The sequence below is a fragment of the Kribbella antiqua genome (assembly GCF_004345665.1).
Classification (GTDB): Bacteria; Actinomycetota; Actinomycetes; order Propionibacteriales; family Kribbellaceae; genus Kribbella; species Kribbella antiqua.
This window is the reverse complement of record NZ_SLWR01000004.1, coordinates 20,224-35,261: the sequence shown is the minus strand read 5'-3', so window position 1 is coordinate 35,261 and position 15,038 is coordinate 20,224. Positions and strand designations below refer to the sequence as shown.

The window sequence follows — 15,038 nt, the reverse complement described above, 5'->3', positions numbered from 1 at the left end:
CGAGTTCACACCGCCCGAGGCGCCGGCTGGGGTTCAGCTGTTGCTGGCGGCAACCATGCTGGCGGCGGAAAGGCGGACGCGGCCGGCGGTGAGGAGGCCCAGCAGGGCGGTGGCGGAGCCGGCGGTGATGATGGCGCCGAAGACCCATGGCTGCGGGTTCGAGGAGTTCAGGGCGAGGAGGGTGCCGCTGACGGCCAGGGCGGTGGCGATGCTCATCGTGCCGGCCATCTGGGCGGCGCTGCTGTTGCGGCCGGTGTTCGTCTGGTCGGACAGGTCCAGCGTGAGCACCGACAAGCTCGACGAGCTCAGGCCCATCCCGATGCCGGCGAACGACCAGCCGATCAATCCGATCCAAGGAGTCGCATCAGTCCACGCCAGCAACGACGTGACTGCGATGCCGACAGTCATCAACGCGAGACCGGACCGCAGTACGTTGACCCTCGCGATGCCGTGCTCACGACCCTGCAACCAGGACCCGAACGCCCAGCTCACGCCGGTGATCGACAACGTCACCCCGGCGCGTGCCGGGTTGAAGTTGTGCTGCAACGTGAGCAGCAGCGGCAGATAACCACCGACCCCTGCGAACGCCGCACCACCGAGACCGCGAACCGCAACCACCGCAGGGAATCCACGCCGCGCCACGAACGTCCCCTTCGGCATCACCCGTACGGCGGCCAGCCCGAGGAACACCAGCGCCACCGGAATCACCACCCCGCCGATCACCGGATGCGACTCCAGATGACCACCAGCGAGCGTCATCGAGAACAGCGCGACCGACGCCGCAAGCGCCCACGGCAACATCGCCCGCCTAGACTCGAGCTCCGCCACCTCCTCGGGGCTGTGCTCCGGATCCGGAGCGTCGGCCGCTTGGCGCATCGCCGGGCCGAGCAGCATCCAGCTCGGCACGATCAGAGCCACCGCGCCCAGGAACACCCACCGCCAGCCGAACTCCTCGGTGACCAGGCCGGTCAGCACCGGACCGAGCACCGACGGCAGGATCCACATCGCCGCGAACAGCGAGAACATCTTCGGCCGCAGTACGGCGGGCAGCGCGCGGGCGACCAGCACCATCAGCGACACGTCGAGCAGCCCTTCGGCCAAGCCGCTGAGCAAGCGGCCCGCGACGACCATCGGCATCGCTGTCGCGGTGCCGACCAGCAGCTGCGCGAGGGTGAATGCGATCGCGCCGGTCCGCAGCGTCGGGATCGGCCCGCGCCGGTCGGACCACAGCCCGGCGATCGCGAGCGAGATGAGATAGCTCGCGTTCGGGGCCGCGTTCGCCAGCCCGAAGCTGCCGAGTGCGTCGAACTCGCGCACCATCGTCGGCAACGCCGTACCGACGGCACGGTTCTCGAACGCGCCGAGCGTGACGAGGCCGACTACGCCGAGCACGAGCGGCAGGTGACGGCCACTGAACAGCCGTTGCGGGGCGGAGGCGTCGATCGTGGTCATGGCCGACATCTTCGAAGCTCAAGTGAGCTTGAAGTCAAGCCAGATGGAGGACCGGCAGTGCCCTCGCCGATGCTGCCCCAAGGCCCGCCCCACGCCGAGCCGTTTGGTGGGTTCACCCACCACCTTGTGGGTTCACCGTCCGGATGCGCGCGGGGAACCCTGCATTTGATGGGTGAACCCAGCAAATGTGGCGGGGAGGGGCGCGATGGGGGCGGGGCCCAGTGAGCCCCCTGGCTCCGGGTGGCGCCAGGGGGCTCGGGGTGTTGGGGTCAGGCGGGGCGGCGGCGGATTTTGTTGCCGAGCCAGACCAGCGGGTCGTACTTGCGGTCGACGACGCGTTCCTTCATCGGGATCAGCGCGTTGTCGGTGATCTTGATGTGCTCGGGGCAGACCTCGGTGCAGCACTTGGTGATGTTGCAGAAGCCGAGGCCGTGCTGTTCCTGGGCCTCGTTCTGCCGGTCGGCCGCGTCCAGCGGGTGCATGTCCAGCTCGGCGATCCGCATCAGGAAGCGAGGACCGGAGAAGCTCTCCTTGTTCTCCTCGTGGTCACGGATCACGTGGCAGGTGTTCTGGCACAGGAAGCACTCGATGCACTTGCGGAACTCCTGCGAGCGCTCGACGTCCACCTGCTGCATCCGGTACTCGCCCGGCTTCACGTCCGCCGGCGGCTTGAAGGCCGGGATCTCACGCGCCTTGGTGTAGTTGTACGAGACGTCGGTGACCAGGTCCCGCATCACCGGAAAGGTGCGCATCGGGGTGACCGTGACGACCTCGTCCTCGGCGAACGTGTTCATCCGGCACATGCACATCAGCTTCGGCATGCCGTTGACCTCGGCACTGCAGGAGCCGCACTTGCCGGCCTTGCAGTTCCACCGGACCGCGAGGTCCGGCGCCTGCGTCGCCTGCAGCCGGTGGATCACGTCGAGGACGACCTCGCCCTCGTTCACCTCGACCTCGTAGTCCTTGAGCTCACCGCCCTCGGAATCTCCCCGCCAGACACGGAATTTGCCTTTGTAGCTCATGAAACCGGCAGCTCCTCATCCGTCAGGTACTTCTTGAGCTCATCGAGTTCGAACAGTTCGAGCAGGTCGTCACGCATCGGGATCTGGTCCTTCTTGACCACATTGACCCCGCCGTCGGCGTCGAGCGAGCAGACCAGCAGCAGCTTGCGCCAGTCGGCGTTCATACCCGGGTAGTCGTCGCGGGTGTGACCGCCGCGGGACTCCTGCCGCTGCAGCGCCGCCTTCGCCACGCACTCCGACACGGTCAGCATGTTGCGCAGGTCGAGCGCGAGGTGCCAGCCGGGGTTGAACTGCCGGTGGCCCTCCACCGTCATCTTCGCGATCCGGCCGCGGAACTCGGCCAGCCGGCCGAGCGCCTGCTCCATCTCCTCTTCCTTGCGGATGATGCCGACCAGGTCGTTCATCGACTGCTGCAGTTCCTGGTGGATCGAGTACGGGTTCTCGCCGCCCTCGAGCTCGAACGGCGCCAGCGCCTCGGCTGCCGCCGCGTCGATGTCCGCCTCGGCGATCTTCGGCCGCTCGCTGCCGAGCTGGTCGACGTACATCGCCGCACCCATCCCGGCGCGACGCCCGAACACCAGCAGGTCGGACAGCGAGTTGCCGCCCAGCCGGTTCGATCCGTGCATGCCGCCCGCGACCTCACCGGCCGCGAAGAGCCCTGGTACGACGGACTGTGCCGTGTCCGGGTCGACCTCGACGCCACCCATCACGTAGTGACAGGTCGGTCCGACCTCCATCGGCTCCGCGGTGATGTCGACGTCCGCCAGCTCCTTGAACTGGTGGTGCATCGACGGCAGCCGGCGGGTGATCTCCTCGGCCGGCAGTCGCGACGACACGTCCAGGAAGACACCGCCGTGCGGCGTACCGCGACCGGCCTTCACCTCGGAGTTGATCGCCCGGGCGACCTCGTCACGCGGCAGCAGCTCCGGTGGACGCCGGTTGTTGTCCGGGTCCTTGTACCAGCGGTCCGCCTCGTCCTCGGTCTCGGCGTACTGCGCCCGGAACACGTCCGGCACGTAGTCGAACATGAACCGCTTGCCTTCGGAGTTCTTCAGTACGCCGCCGTCGCCGCGAACCGACTCGGTGACCAGGATGCCCTTCACCGAAGGCGGCCAGACCATACCGGTCGGGTGGAACTGGATGAACTCCATGTTGATCAGCGTCGCGCCGGCCCGCATCGCCAGCGCGTGCCCGTCACCGGTGTACTCCCAGGAGTTCGAGGTGACCTTGAAGGACTTGCCGACTCCACCGGTCGCCAGTACGACGGCCGGTGCGTCGAACAGGATGAAGCGGCCGGACTCGCGCCAGTACCCGAAGGCGCCGGAGATCGCGTCGCCGTCCTTCAACAGCTCGGTCACGGTGCACTCGGCGTACACTTTGAGGTTGGCCTCGTAGTCGCCGGTCGCCTCGAAGTCCTCCTGCTGCAGCGAGACGATCTTCTGCTGCAGGGTGCGGATCAGCTCCAGGCCGGTGCGGTCGCCGACGTGCGCGAGCCGCGGGTACGTGTGGCCGCCGAAGTTGCGCTGGCTGATCCGGCCGTCCGGCGTACGGTCGAACAGAGCGCCGTACGTCTCGAGTTCCCAGACCCGGTCGGGGGCCTCCTGCGCATGCAGCTCGGCCATCCGCCAGTTGTTCAGGAACTTGCCGCCGCGCATCGTGTCGCGGAAGTGGACCTGCCAGTTGTCGTTCGAGTTCGCGTTGCCCATCGCGGCCGCGCAACCGCCCTCGGCCATCACGGTGTGCGCCTTGCCGAACAGCGACTTGCACACGATCGCGGTGCGCTTGCCCTGCTCGCGGGCCTCGATCGCCGCACGCAGGCCGGCGCCGCCGGCCCCGATCACGACGACGTCGTAGGAGTGTCGTTCCAGCTCAGTCATGGTGAAGAGAAGTCCGTATCAGTTGAGGATGCGCAGGTCGGAGAACCAGCCGGCCGACAACGCCATGATGTAGAAGTCGGTCAGGATCACGGTGAACAGCGAAATCATCGCGTACGTGCCGTGCTTCGGGTTCAGCTTGGACACGAAGGTCCAGTACCGGTAGCGCAGCGGGTGCTTGGAGAAGTTCTTCAGCCGGCCGCCGACGATGTGCCGGCAGGCGTGGCAGGACAGCGTGTACAGCCAGAGCATCACCAGGTTGACCCAGATGATCACCGTGCCCAGACCGATGCCGAAGCCGCCGTCCTTGCCGTGGAAGGCCTGGATGCCGTCGTACACGTTGAGCAGGCCGAAGACCAGCGCGCCGTAAAAGAAGTAGCGGTGCAGGTTCAGCGCGATCAGCGGGAACTTGCGCTCACCGGTGTACTTCTTGTGCGGCTCCGGGACCGCGCAGGCCGACGGCGCGAAGAACAGCGACCGGTAGCCCGCCTTGCGGTAGTAGTAGCAGGTGCCACGGAAGCCGGCCAGCACCGCGAAGGTGATGATGCTGTACGGGATGAACACCGGGAACTTCGGGAACCAGGTGCCGAGGTGACTGGAACCCGGGACGCACGACTCTGTCACACACGGCGAGAACAGCGGTGTGAGGTAGTGGTAGGCGTCGACCCAGTACCACTTGTTCATGAAGATCCGGACCGTCGCGTAGACGACGAAGAAGGCCAGGATCACGCCGATCCGCAGCGGCGCCAGCCACCAGCGATCAGTTCTTAGAGTTTTCTGCCCGATCTGTGCGCGACCGGGTGCGCTTACGCCCGTAGCCATCAGGGAGCGTGCCTGTCAGGCGCGCCGAAGCCTTCTTGCTCCGCGTCGGTCCACATGGACGCGTCATACTCCACGTCGGGAATCTCCTCGAGTTCCTCCGGAACAGGTCCGGGTCTGTGACGGGGGTCGGGAGGGCCGAGCTCGGCCAGATCGTCGTTCAGCCTGGCCACATCGGACACCAACCGGCGGATGCCGAGTGTGTCACCGTACTCCTGGCTGAGTTTCCCGACGGCTGCGTGCAGTGTCTCGAGCGCGCGGACGACTGCGGCAACGCCGCTGTTGCCTTCACCCATGCCGACTCCAGTGATGGTTTTGTCGCTGTCAGTATGGGCACACTTTGCCCCTGCCGGGCGCACAACGGAAGACCCCTCGGTACGGCGTGTTTCCAGTTAGGCTTACCTCAGTTGCCGACCGCCGTCGGGTGGAGTAGTGGAGTGAATCCGCCCTTCAGCACAACGAGATTCGCCGGTGGTGTGAGTACGGCGACCTCGCGCAGCCCGGGTGGACGGACCGGATCGCCGTACCCGTCCCAGGACCAGGGCAGCACGTGGTGATCGAGCACGAGGGCGGGGCGGCCGTCGTACCGGATCATCGCGCCGTCAGGGAGTTCGTCGAGGTCCTGGATGGTCGTGCGTTGCTGTCTGGTGCGTGGATCGACGCGTTCCAGGTGGAGTTGGGCGTCCATCGCCGCGGCGCGTGGGCGTTCGTCGAGCTCGCGTGCGGTGGCCCAGGCTCCGGCGTACAGGAGGAAATCCCTGCGGCGGCAGTACGCACAGGGGCGATGGCCGGCGGCGAGGGCGACGGCTTCGTCGAAGAAGAACAGCGCTGTCCACCGCCCGGGCGGCATCGGATCGCGCTGTTTCCCTTTCCAGTCAAGGACGCAGCAGATCCACGCCTTCGTGCGCCAGCGGGTGATGCCGAGCTGGCGGTCGGGGCCGTGCAGCGTGCCGCGGTTGCCCATCAGCAGACCGCGGCCCGGCTCGGCCACGATCTCCTGAGTGGGTAAAACCCTGTTCTGCAACGGCATATCGGCCATCCTGCCGGAGGCCGCCGACAGTTTTTCCTTGTATGTCTGGCAGAGTCGCGTCGTGCGGATTGTCGTGGGTGTGGCCGTCGTGCGAGACGGCAAGGTGCTGGCTGCTTACCGGGCCGGGCCGGACGGTGGATGGGAGTTCCCCGGCGGCAAGGTGGAGCCGGGCGAGACCGAGGAGCAGGCGGCGGTACGGGAGATCCGCGAGGAACTCGACCTGGAGATCAAGGTCGGGGCGTCGCTGGGCCCGGCGGTAGGGATCGACGAGCGCCATCGATTGCACGTGTACCTGGCGTCGATCGTTGCCGGCGAGCCCGTACTGCGGGAGCACGCGGAACTGCGCTGGTTCGCCCGGGACGAGCTGGACGAGACGACGTGGCTGGTACCCGATCGGCCGTTCGTCCGGGAACTGCTCCACCAACTCTGAGTGGCGGAAGTCACACTCTGATGCGACGGATTGCCGCCGGGAGCTCACTCAGCGGAATTGTATGGGTCAACTGTATGGGTTGTACCTGGTAAGTGGTCTAAACCACCCAGGAGAATCTTCCTCGCTGCATCAACGTGGGGAGGAGTGAGGAATGGCCGTCTATCAGGCCGTTGCCGCGGTGCGGAGAGAGGCCATATCGAGGGATTCTGGCGCGCCGGAGGTGGCTTGTGAGGTCTACGAGCTGGGGTCGCGGCGGCGTACCCCGGCCCCGGTGAAGGACCTGACCAGCCGGCAGATCGCGATCGGCCGGCTGATGTCGACCGGTGCCAAGGACGCGGCGATCGCGCGCGAGCTGGGCCTGTCGCTGCGGACCGTCCGGGCCGAGATCAGCGCACTGGTCGCCGGCCTCGGCGCCAAGTCCCGCTTCCAGGCCGGCTGCCTGCTCGTCCGCCGCTTCGGCTGATCGGGCGCGGATTTTTGTCCGAACGGCGACGTAGGCTTCTTGGCATGAGTGAGCTTCCTGATCGCCGGCTGTTGCTGGTGCACGCCCACCCGGACGACGAGACGATCAACAACGGTGTGACCATGGCGCGGTATGTGGCCGAGGGCGCCGGCGTCACGCTGATCACCTGCACGCTCGGCGAAGAGGGGGAGGTGCTCGTCCCAGAGCTGTCCCACCTGGCCTCGAGCGAGACCGACCAGCTTGGTGAGCACCGGATCGGCGAGCTGGCCGCGGCGATGGCCGAGCTGGGTGTCACCGACCACCGTTTCCTCGGCGCGGCGGGCAAGTATCGCGACACCGGGATGATCTACAACGACGAAGGCAACGCCGATGTCCCACCGGAGACCCGCAAGGACAGCTTCTGGCAGGCCGACCTGCTGGCCGCGGCCGACGACCTGATCCCGATCATCCGCGAGCTGCGCCCACACGTGCTGGTGACGTATGACCAGTACGGGAACTACGGCCACCCAGACCACATCCAGGCGCACCGCGTGGCGACCTACGCCGCCGCGCTGGCCGGCATTCCGTCGTACAGGGAGGATCTGGGCGAGGCCTGGGACATCCCGAAGATCTACTGGAACGCGATGGTCGAGTCGCGGTGGCGCGAGGGCCTGCGGAAGTTGCGCGAGTCGGGCGACACGACCACGTTCGAGGGTATGGATCCGGAGGGCCCACTCGGGCCGTTCGTCACGCCGGACCGTTTCATCGACTGCGTGATCGAGGGCGCGCAGTACATCGACCAAAAGATGAACGCGCTCAAGGCGCACGCCACCCAGATCACGCTGGACGGGCCGTTCTTCGCGCTGTCCAACAACCTGGGCAACGAGGTCTGGGCGTCGGAGGCCTATCGCCTGGTCAAGGGCACCGCCGCGCCAGGGCCGGACGGACTGGAGCACGACCTGTTCGCCGGCCTCTGAGCCTGCGGCGTGACCGGATCCACACCCTGGGTTGAGGCATCAACCTTCGTGCGGGCATAGGCTGCTGGGGTGTCGTCGGAGCCCAGTGGGAGTGTCACGCCTGCGGAGTTCCGTGCGGCGCTGGGGCGGTTCGCGTCCGGGATCACCATCATGAGCACGCTCCAGGACGGGGTGGCGCACGCGATGACGGCGAACGCGTTCACCTCCGTCTCGCTGGATCCGCCGCTGGTGCTGGTCTGCGTCGACAAGGGCGTCCGGATGCACGACGCCGTACTGGACTGTGGCTACTGGGCGGTGTCCGTGCTGGCCGGCGATCAGCAGTGGATCGCGGACCGGTTCGCGCGATCGGGACGAGACCTCTACACCCAGTTCGACGGGCTCGGTACGACGGCCGGTCCGAAGACCGGCTGCACGCTGGTCGAGGGAGCGCTCTCATGGCTGGAGTGCCGGACCTGGGCGACGTACGACGGGGGCGATCACACCATCGTGGTCGGCGAGGTATTGAGCCTGGGAGTCGGCGAGCCGGGGGACCCGAGTGCCCTCATCTACTACGAGAGCCGCTACCGCGGTCTGTAGGGCAGCCCGTGGCCTGAGATGGTCTCCTGCTTCCCGTAGGATGTGCCCTTGTGTCCGGTGAGGGCGCAGCCTGTCATACGGCTTCGAGCAGGAGGACTCTGTCCGGTGGGGAGAAAGCAGCTCGCGGGGATCATCGCCGCGGCAGGGCTTGGTGTGCTCGTGGTGGGATACGGGGCGGCCTTCGCCTTCGCCGGTGACAAGATCCCCGGTGACACCACCGTGCTCGGCATCCCGGTGGGTGGGCTGTCGGAGAGCGACGCCAAGGCCAAACTTGAGGCCGGCCTCAAGGACCGCCTGGCCGAGCCGATCAAGCTCAAGGCAGGCGAGTCGAACTTCCAGGTGAAGCCGGCCGACGCCGGGCTCAGCCTGGACGTGGACGCCACCATCGAGGCCGCCGGCGCGGGCCGCAGCCTGGCCCCCGGGCGGATCTTGCAGGCGCTGACCGGCGGCGACGCGATCCAGCCGGTGGTCAAGACGGACGACGCCAAGCTGCAGGCCGCGGTCACCAAGCTCGCGACCCAGGTGAACCGCCCCGCCACCGAGGGCACCATCACCTTCGCGGACGCCAAGGCCGTCCAGCACGCGCCCGCCGACGGGCTCCAGTTGGACAACGCGAAGGCGACCGACACGTTGCTCGCGGCCTACCCGGCCGACGGCACTCCGGCCGAGCTGCCCGTCAGCGTGACCCAGCCGCAGGCAGGCACCGATGCGATCGACAAGGCGATGAAGGATTACGCCGAACCGGCCATGTCCGGGCCGATCCGGCTGACCGTCGGGGAGAAGTCCGTCGACCTGACCCCGGCCGAGATCGCGCCCGCGCTGACGCTGACCGCGAAGGACGGGACGTTCACGCCGACGCTGAACGCCAAGCTGCTCGAGCCGTTGTTCCAGAAGCGGTTCAAGTCGCTGGAGACGCAGCCGAAGGACGCGACGATCCAGATCGTCGGTGGCACGCCGAAGGTGGTCCCGGCGGTCGACGGCATGGTGGTCGACCGGACGAAGGTGGTGCCGGCGATCCTCTCGATCCTGCCGAAGCCGACCGGTGAGCGACGGGCCGCGGTCGGGCTCGCGCACAGCAAGGCGAAGGTCACCACCGAGGCGGTCACCGCGCTCGGGATCAAGGAAGTGATGGGCGAGTTCACCACCCACTTCCCGCACGCGCCGTACCGCAACATCAACATCGGCACCGCGGCCCGCAAGATCAACGGCACGCTGCTGAAGCCGGGCGAGACGTTCAGCCTGAACAAGATCGTCGGTGAGCGGACCAAGGAGAACGGGTTCACCGAGGGCAACATCATCAGCGGCGGGAAGTTCGTGCTCGACCTCGGCGGCGGTGTCTCGCAGTCTGCCACGACCACCTTCAACGCGGCGTTCTTCGCCGGGTTGAAGGACGTCGAGCACAAGGCGCACAGCGTTTACATCAGCCGCTATCCGGTCGGCCGGGAGGCCACCGTGGCGTGGCCGTCGGTCGACATGAAGTTCCTGAACGACTCCGGCCACGGGATCTACGTGCAGACGATCTTCAAGGCGTCCACGCCGGGCAACCAGGGCGCCATCACGGTGAAGATCTGGGGCACCAAGGTCTGGGACATCACCGCCGGTCAGTCGGCGCGGTCGAACCCCCGCCAGCCCAGCGTCGTCTACAACACCGAGTCGAACTGCCGGACCCAGGCCCCGAGCGCCGGGTTCGACATCACCATCTACCGGTACTTCTCGAAGAACGGCGTCCGGGTGAAGACCGAGTCCTTCACCACCAAGTACAACGCCGCCGACGACATCCGCTGCGGCCCCAAGCCCGGTACGACGCCCACGCCGCCGACGTCCAGCACACCGCCTGGAATGGGCAAGCCGACCACGACCACCCGCCCGCCGAGCTGACGCCAGCCCTTCAGGCGTCGCGCCGGCGGGCTGAGGTCAGCCTTTCAGCGTGTGCAGTTCGGCGGCGACCTGGTTGAACAGGTTCTCGCCGATCACCGCGCCCTCCCGGCGGACCTGAGCAGGATCGATCCGCAGGACGCGATCCAGCCGGACCTCGCTGGACCGGCCCTCCTTGTCCCAGGGGCCGCTGCCGATGTCCAGCCAGACGCGTCCCCAGCGGGCCTCGTCGGCGGCGTCGCGGTCGTGGTCCTTGCTGGTCAGGATGAGCGCCAGTAGCCACGGCCCGTCCGACCCGACCACCAGCACCGGCCGGTCCTTACCCCGGTGGTGGTCCTCCTCGAACGGCACCCAGGTCCACACGATCTCGCCCGGATCGGCCACCCCGTCGTCCGGATGCGGCGTGTACTCCACCCGCACCGTCCCCTCGAAGTCCCCGGCGTACTCAGGTCGCTCCACCACGTGATCCGCCATGGGACCCGAGGTTAACCGGCTCAGGCTTTGGTGAGGTAGCGGTAGCGATACGCCTCTGTGTAGCCGAGCTTGCGGTAGGCGGTGACGGCTGGGGCGTTCTCCTCCACGACCTCCAGATACGTACGGCGGCCTCCGTGCGGGCCGGACCAGCGCGCCAGCGCCTGGAGGAGTGCGGTCCCCAGGCCACGGCGGCGGTACGACGGGTCGACGCGGATGGCGTCGATGCCGAGCCAATGGCCCGTCATGGAGCCGCGGCCGACGGCGACAAGCTTGCCGTCCAACGCGATCGAGGCGAACACAGCCTTTGGAGCGCCCTCCATCACCTTCGGCGCCGGCTCGGGCACCGGCCCGTCGAAAGCGGCCGCGTACCACGCATCATCGGGCCGCTCGGCGATCAGTACGTCGTACGCCGGGGAAGCGTTCACGTGGTCCAGCGTGGTGTGCAGGACGAGTGTGTCCGACTGCCCGGGGCGGGCGTCGATCCAGCCGTGGGCAAGGAGTTCCTCGGCCTCTGGGCTGCCCAGGCGGGTGAGCGCCAGCGGGGGCAGGCCGCGTTCGGCGTAGAAAGCTTCAGCGCGCTTGAGGGCTTCCTCGATGGGGATCCCGGGGTCACCCGCGGGCAGCAGCGAGTTCGCCCGGCCGGTCCAGCCGGACGATGCCCGCAGCAACCAGTGGCCGACGTACGACGTCTCGACCGCGGGCCGGCCGAGGGCGGTGGTGAGGAACAACTGCTCCAGGTCCACCGGGCGCAGCGGCATCTCGGGGATGGTTTTCGCGGCCGTCACATCGGCGTCATGTATCTGGTGCAGACTGCTGTCAGCGTGGCGAACGACAAGGCCCGAGGGGTCATAGGATTGCAGCACGCCGATCACGTCGGTGAGACCGCCGGGGATCCGGTGCCGGACGACGACACGGTGGCCGATATCACGGGCTCTGAGGCCTGATTGGGGGCCTGACACGATGCGGACTCCTGGCAGAGTGGGCGAAGGACTACCGTGATACTAAATACCGAGCATCACCGCATCGCAGCACCCCAGATCCCCGCTGCGCTTGCCTGCCATAGGAGGAGTAGCAGTGACCTACGTCATCGCGCAGCCGTGTGTTGACCTGAAGGACCTCGCGTGTGTCGAGGAATGCCCCGTCGACTGCATCTACGAGGGCAACCGGATGCTGTACATCCACCCCGACGAGTGCGTCGACTGCGGAGCCTGCGAGCCGGTCTGCCCGGTGGAGGCGATCTACTACGAGGACGACACCCCGGAGCAGTGGAAGGACTACTACACCGCGAACGTCGACTTCTTCAACGACCTGGGTTCCCCGGGCGGCGCGTCCAAGCTGGGCAAGATCGACAAGGACCACCCGTTCATCGCGGCCCTGCCCCCGCAGGAACACGACGAGTAATTTGTTGAGTACGGCCGGCGTGCATCCCACGCCGGCCTAGAAACCTGCGTCGACTCCCGCTTGGGCCAGGGCCTTCTCGTTGGCGAGTTTGAAGCCGATGGCCGCGAGTACGGCTCCGGGGATGCCCCAGACGCAGAAGATGATCACGGACCGGACGACGACCGACTGGGCTTCATCGTTCGAGGCCGTCCACAGGCCCACCGCGGTGTGCATGCAGCCGTCGAGCCCGGCTCCGACCAGCACGTACCCGGTGATGATCAGCAGCCGGCCGAAGCGGTCCCGGGCGCCCCGCCTCCGGGCCCCGCGCCAGAAGTAGCGGCCGATGGTGAAGACGATGACTCCCCAGAACGCGAGCGTCATCCCATCCGCCACCTCCACCGGCGGACCGTCACCACGGAACGGGTCGTGCCCCTGCATCACCCGGTACGCATCGGCGAGGCCGTAGACCACCACGCTGAGACCACCCACGATCAGCACCAGGCCGATCAGGTTGAACAACAGATTCGGCCGGTGCAGGCCCCCAGGATTCGCCATGCGTTCAGCATGAGCGCCTACCTTCAGAAATCCTTCAGACGCGAAGAGTCACGATTCGACGACGTCCACGTGGACATGGTCGAGGTGGCGGACGATGGCTGGATCGCCTGAGCGCGCGGGTGGGGTGTAGTCGCGCCAGCCGCTGTCCGACCGCCCGCCGGACGTCCAGATCTTGTCGCTGAAGATGACCGTGCGGATGTTCAGCAGCTCAGCCCGCGCGACCAGGTACTGCGCCATCGCCCACCCCTTGGTGGTGTTGGCCGTCGAGATCGGCCGTACGAACACATCCACGGCCCGCCCCTCGTAATGCGCCGACCCCTCCATGTGCCCGGACCGCACCCCGCCGGGCGCATATCCACCCGTCGACAACTTCCCGAAGGTCTCGAGCAGATCCCGCCGTACGGCGTCCGCGCGCGGCGTCAGGCCGTTCGGCCCGATCGCTTCCTGCGCCACCGAGTCCGTGTTCACCGTGCAGCTGAACGCACTCTTCGAATGCCCGGTCAGCGCCGAAGCCAGGATCCGCGCGTCCTCCTCGTGGTCGGCGTACGCGTTCGGGAACGCGCTCCGCTGGACCCGGTCAGCCGCGACCGTGACCGCGAGCGTCTGGTAGTTCTTGATCTTCACCAGCGCGTCGTAGAACTTCCCGGCCGCGTAGTGCGGGTCGCGCACCTGCACCGCGGTGCCCCAGCCCTGCGACGGCCGCTGCTGGAACAGCCCGAGCGAGTCCCGGTCCCCGTGGGCCAGATTCCGCAGCCCCGACTCCTGGTACGCCGTCGCGAGGGCGATCGTGGCCGCCCGAGCCGGCAATCCCCGTCGTACGGCGACTCCCGCGATGATCGCGGCCGACTCGGCCTGCTCGAGGTCCAGCTCCACGGTCGTCCCGTTGACCGTCGCCGTGCACTGCTCCGGCGGCGGCAGCAGCTGGGGGAGTCCGGACTTTCCGACCCAGTTGACCGCGGCCCCGATCGCCAACGCGAGCACGCCGATAGCACCCAAGGTGACGACAGTGCCCCGCTTCATCGCCATACCGCTCTCAACGTCCGGGGGCGGGGGCCGGGTTCCACTCGCAGGGTCACGAAGTGGTTGACGTGCTGGGCTGCGAGTTGGTTGGCGCCTTGGTTGAGCTCTGTCACGCGTTGGCGTGCAGGGCTTCGTTCAGCGCGATGCCCTCGCCCTTCCGCTGCCGCACCTCGACGACGCCGGTGGTGGAGTTGCGGATGAACAGCAGCCCAGGCTGGCCGGAAAGGTCGCGCGCCTTGACCACGGTGCCGTCCGGGAGCGTGACCTTGGTGCCTGCGGTCACGTAGAGGCCGGCCTCGACCACGCTGTCGTCGCCGAGCGAGATACCGGTGCCGCCGTTCGCGCCGACCAGGCAGCGCTTGCCGATCGACACAACCTGCTTCCCGCCACCGGACAGCGTGCCCATGATCGAGGCGCCCGCACCGATGTCGCTGCCGTCGTCGACCACGACTCCGGCCACGATCCGTCCTTCGACCATCGACGTACCGAGCGTGCCGGCGTTGAAGTTCACGAACCCCTCGTGCATCACGGTGGTGCCCTCGGCCAGGTGCGCGCCGAGCCGGACCCGGTCGGCGTCGGCGATCCGCACCCCGGTCGGTACGACGTAGTCCGTCATCCGTGGGAATTTGTCGACACTCGTGACGGTCAGGTACTGCCCGGCCGCCCGGGCCCGCAGCCGGACCTGCTCGATCTCGTCGACCGGGACCGGGCCGAGCGACGTCCACGCGTTGTTCGGCAGGGCGCCGAAGATGCCGTCGAGGTTGAGACCGTGCGGGCGGACCAGGCGGTGCGACAGCAGGTGCAGCCGCAGGTACGCATCCGCCGTACCGGCCGGGGCCTCTTCCAGGGTGATCTCGGCCGACACGACCTCACGCCGTACCTGCCGCAGCTCGTCGTTGCCCTCGGCGGCGATCAGCTCGGCCGGCGCCTTCGCGTCGTCCGGCTTGGTGCCGAGCTCGGGGGCGGGGTACCAGACGTCGAGGACGGTACCGGTGGCGGTCACGGTGGCGAGGCCGAAGCCCCAGGCGTGCGTGGTCATGCCCCAAAGCCTGCCAGACGTGCTCAACCGGCCATAAATAGACCACCATGCGGGCGGCGGGCGTGATGTACTT

General features: G+C 67.7%; 17 protein-coding genes. 6 read left to right on the top strand and 11 right to left on the bottom strand.

Going from position 1 to position 15,038, the window contains the following annotated elements; all coding sequences use genetic code 11:
• Positions 1-33: 33 nt before the first annotated feature.
• From EV646_RS12545 to EV646_RS12520, 6 genes are all read right to left on the bottom strand, one after another.
• Positions 34-1,452, bottom strand: coding sequence for an MFS transporter (locus EV646_RS12545; protein WP_132147924.1), 1,419 nt, complete (start codon positions 1,450-1,452; stop codon positions 34-36).
• Between the two features lie 269 nt (positions 1,453-1,721).
• Positions 1,722-2,474 (bottom strand): succinate dehydrogenase/fumarate reductase iron-sulfur subunit, encoded by a 753-nt coding sequence (locus EV646_RS12540; RefSeq protein WP_132147922.1) that lies wholly within the window; start codon positions 2,472-2,474, stop codon positions 1,722-1,724.
• Positions 2,471-4,351, bottom strand: coding sequence for a fumarate reductase/succinate dehydrogenase flavoprotein subunit (locus tag EV646_RS12535; protein ID WP_132147915.1), 1,881 nt, complete (start codon positions 4,349-4,351; stop codon positions 2,471-2,473). The genes EV646_RS12540 and EV646_RS12535 overlap by 4 nt, the downstream gene beginning before the upstream one ends.
• An 18-nt stretch (positions 4,352-4,369) precedes the next feature.
• Positions 4,370-5,170 (bottom strand): hypothetical protein, encoded by an 801-nt coding sequence (locus EV646_RS12530; RefSeq protein WP_132147913.1) that lies wholly within the window; start codon positions 5,168-5,170, stop codon positions 4,370-4,372.
• Positions 5,170-5,463 carry a hypothetical protein gene (locus EV646_RS12525; RefSeq protein WP_132147911.1) on the bottom strand — a complete coding sequence of 98 codons (294 nt, stop codon included), beginning with the start codon at positions 5,461-5,463 and terminating at the stop codon, positions 5,170-5,172. Before EV646_RS12525 ends, EV646_RS12530 begins: the two co-directional genes overlap by 1 nt.
• A 107-nt stretch (positions 5,464-5,570) precedes the next feature.
• Positions 5,571-6,197 carry a hypothetical protein gene (locus EV646_RS12520; protein ID WP_132147909.1) on the bottom strand — a complete coding sequence of 209 codons (627 nt, stop codon included), beginning with the start codon at positions 6,195-6,197 and terminating at the stop codon, positions 5,571-5,573.
• A 61-nt stretch (positions 6,198-6,258) separates the two neighbouring features.
• Here EV646_RS12520 and EV646_RS12515 point away from each other — a divergent pair, with 61 nt between their 5' ends.
• The 5 genes from EV646_RS12515 (at position 6,259) to EV646_RS12495 (ending at position 10,500) form a co-directional block, all read left to right on the top strand.
• Positions 6,259-6,627 (top strand): (deoxy)nucleoside triphosphate pyrophosphohydrolase, encoded by a 369-nt coding sequence (locus EV646_RS12515; RefSeq protein ID WP_132147907.1) that lies wholly within the window; start codon positions 6,259-6,261, stop codon positions 6,625-6,627.
• A 151-nt stretch (positions 6,628-6,778) separates the two neighbouring features.
• The gene (locus tag EV646_RS12510; protein ID WP_132147905.1) at positions 6,779-7,090 is read left to right on the top strand and encodes a response regulator transcription factor; all 312 of its coding nucleotides are present in this window, start codon (positions 6,779-6,781) and stop codon (positions 7,088-7,090) included.
• 44 nt (positions 7,091-7,134) lie between these two features.
• Positions 7,135-8,046: an N-acetyl-1-D-myo-inositol-2-amino-2-deoxy-alpha-D-glucopyranoside deacetylase gene (mshB, locus tag EV646_RS12505; protein ID WP_132147903.1), complete on the top strand. Its 912-nt coding sequence runs from the start codon at positions 7,135-7,137 to the stop codon at positions 8,044-8,046.
• Positions 8,047-8,115: 69 nt separating this feature from the next.
• Complete coding sequence (locus EV646_RS12500) at positions 8,116-8,622, top strand: flavin reductase family protein (protein WP_132147901.1); 507 nt, start codon at positions 8,116-8,118, stop codon at positions 8,620-8,622.
• Positions 8,623-8,727: 105 nt separating this feature from the next.
• Positions 8,728-10,500 (top strand): VanW family protein, encoded by a 1,773-nt coding sequence (locus EV646_RS12495; RefSeq protein WP_132147899.1) that lies wholly within the window; start codon positions 8,728-8,730, stop codon positions 10,498-10,500.
• A gap of 36 nt (positions 10,501-10,536) precedes the next feature.
• On the opposite strand, the gene EV646_RS12490 is transcribed toward EV646_RS12495, so the two are convergent.
• Together EV646_RS12490 and EV646_RS12485 are read right to left on the bottom strand one after the other, a co-directional pair.
• Complete coding sequence (locus EV646_RS12490; protein ID WP_132147897.1) at positions 10,537-10,971, bottom strand: type II toxin-antitoxin system PemK/MazF family toxin; 435 nt, start codon at positions 10,969-10,971, stop codon at positions 10,537-10,539.
• 20 nt (positions 10,972-10,991) lie between these two features.
• Positions 10,992-11,930: a GNAT family N-acetyltransferase gene (locus EV646_RS12485; RefSeq protein ID WP_422386710.1), complete on the bottom strand. Its 939-nt coding sequence runs from the start codon at positions 11,928-11,930 to the stop codon at positions 10,992-10,994.
• 115 nt (positions 11,931-12,045) lie between these two features.
• Here EV646_RS12485 and fdxA point away from each other — a divergent pair, with 115 nt between their 5' ends.
• On the top strand, positions 12,046-12,372 hold the full coding sequence (gene fdxA / locus EV646_RS12480; RefSeq protein WP_012923087.1) for a ferredoxin: 327 nt from the start codon (positions 12,046-12,048) through the stop codon (positions 12,370-12,372).
• 36 nt (positions 12,373-12,408) lie between these two features.
• Here fdxA and EV646_RS12475 read toward each other — a convergent pair whose 3' ends face one another.
• The 3 genes from EV646_RS12475 to dapD form a co-directional block, all read right to left on the bottom strand.
• Positions 12,409-12,906 carry a hypothetical protein gene (locus EV646_RS12475; RefSeq protein ID WP_132147895.1) on the bottom strand — a complete coding sequence of 166 codons (498 nt, stop codon included), beginning with the start codon at positions 12,904-12,906 and terminating at the stop codon, positions 12,409-12,411.
• 48 nt (positions 12,907-12,954) lie between these two features.
• Positions 12,955-13,932 (bottom strand): VldE C-terminal domain-containing protein, encoded by a 978-nt coding sequence (locus tag EV646_RS12470; protein ID WP_132147893.1) that lies wholly within the window; start codon positions 13,930-13,932, stop codon positions 12,955-12,957.
• A 103-nt stretch (positions 13,933-14,035) separates the two neighbouring features.
• The gene (dapD, locus tag EV646_RS12465) at positions 14,036-14,965 is read right to left on the bottom strand and encodes a 2,3,4,5-tetrahydropyridine-2,6-dicarboxylate N-succinyltransferase (protein ID WP_132147891.1); all 930 of its coding nucleotides are present in this window, start codon (positions 14,963-14,965) and stop codon (positions 14,036-14,038) included.
• Positions 14,966-15,038 lie beyond the last annotated feature (73 nt).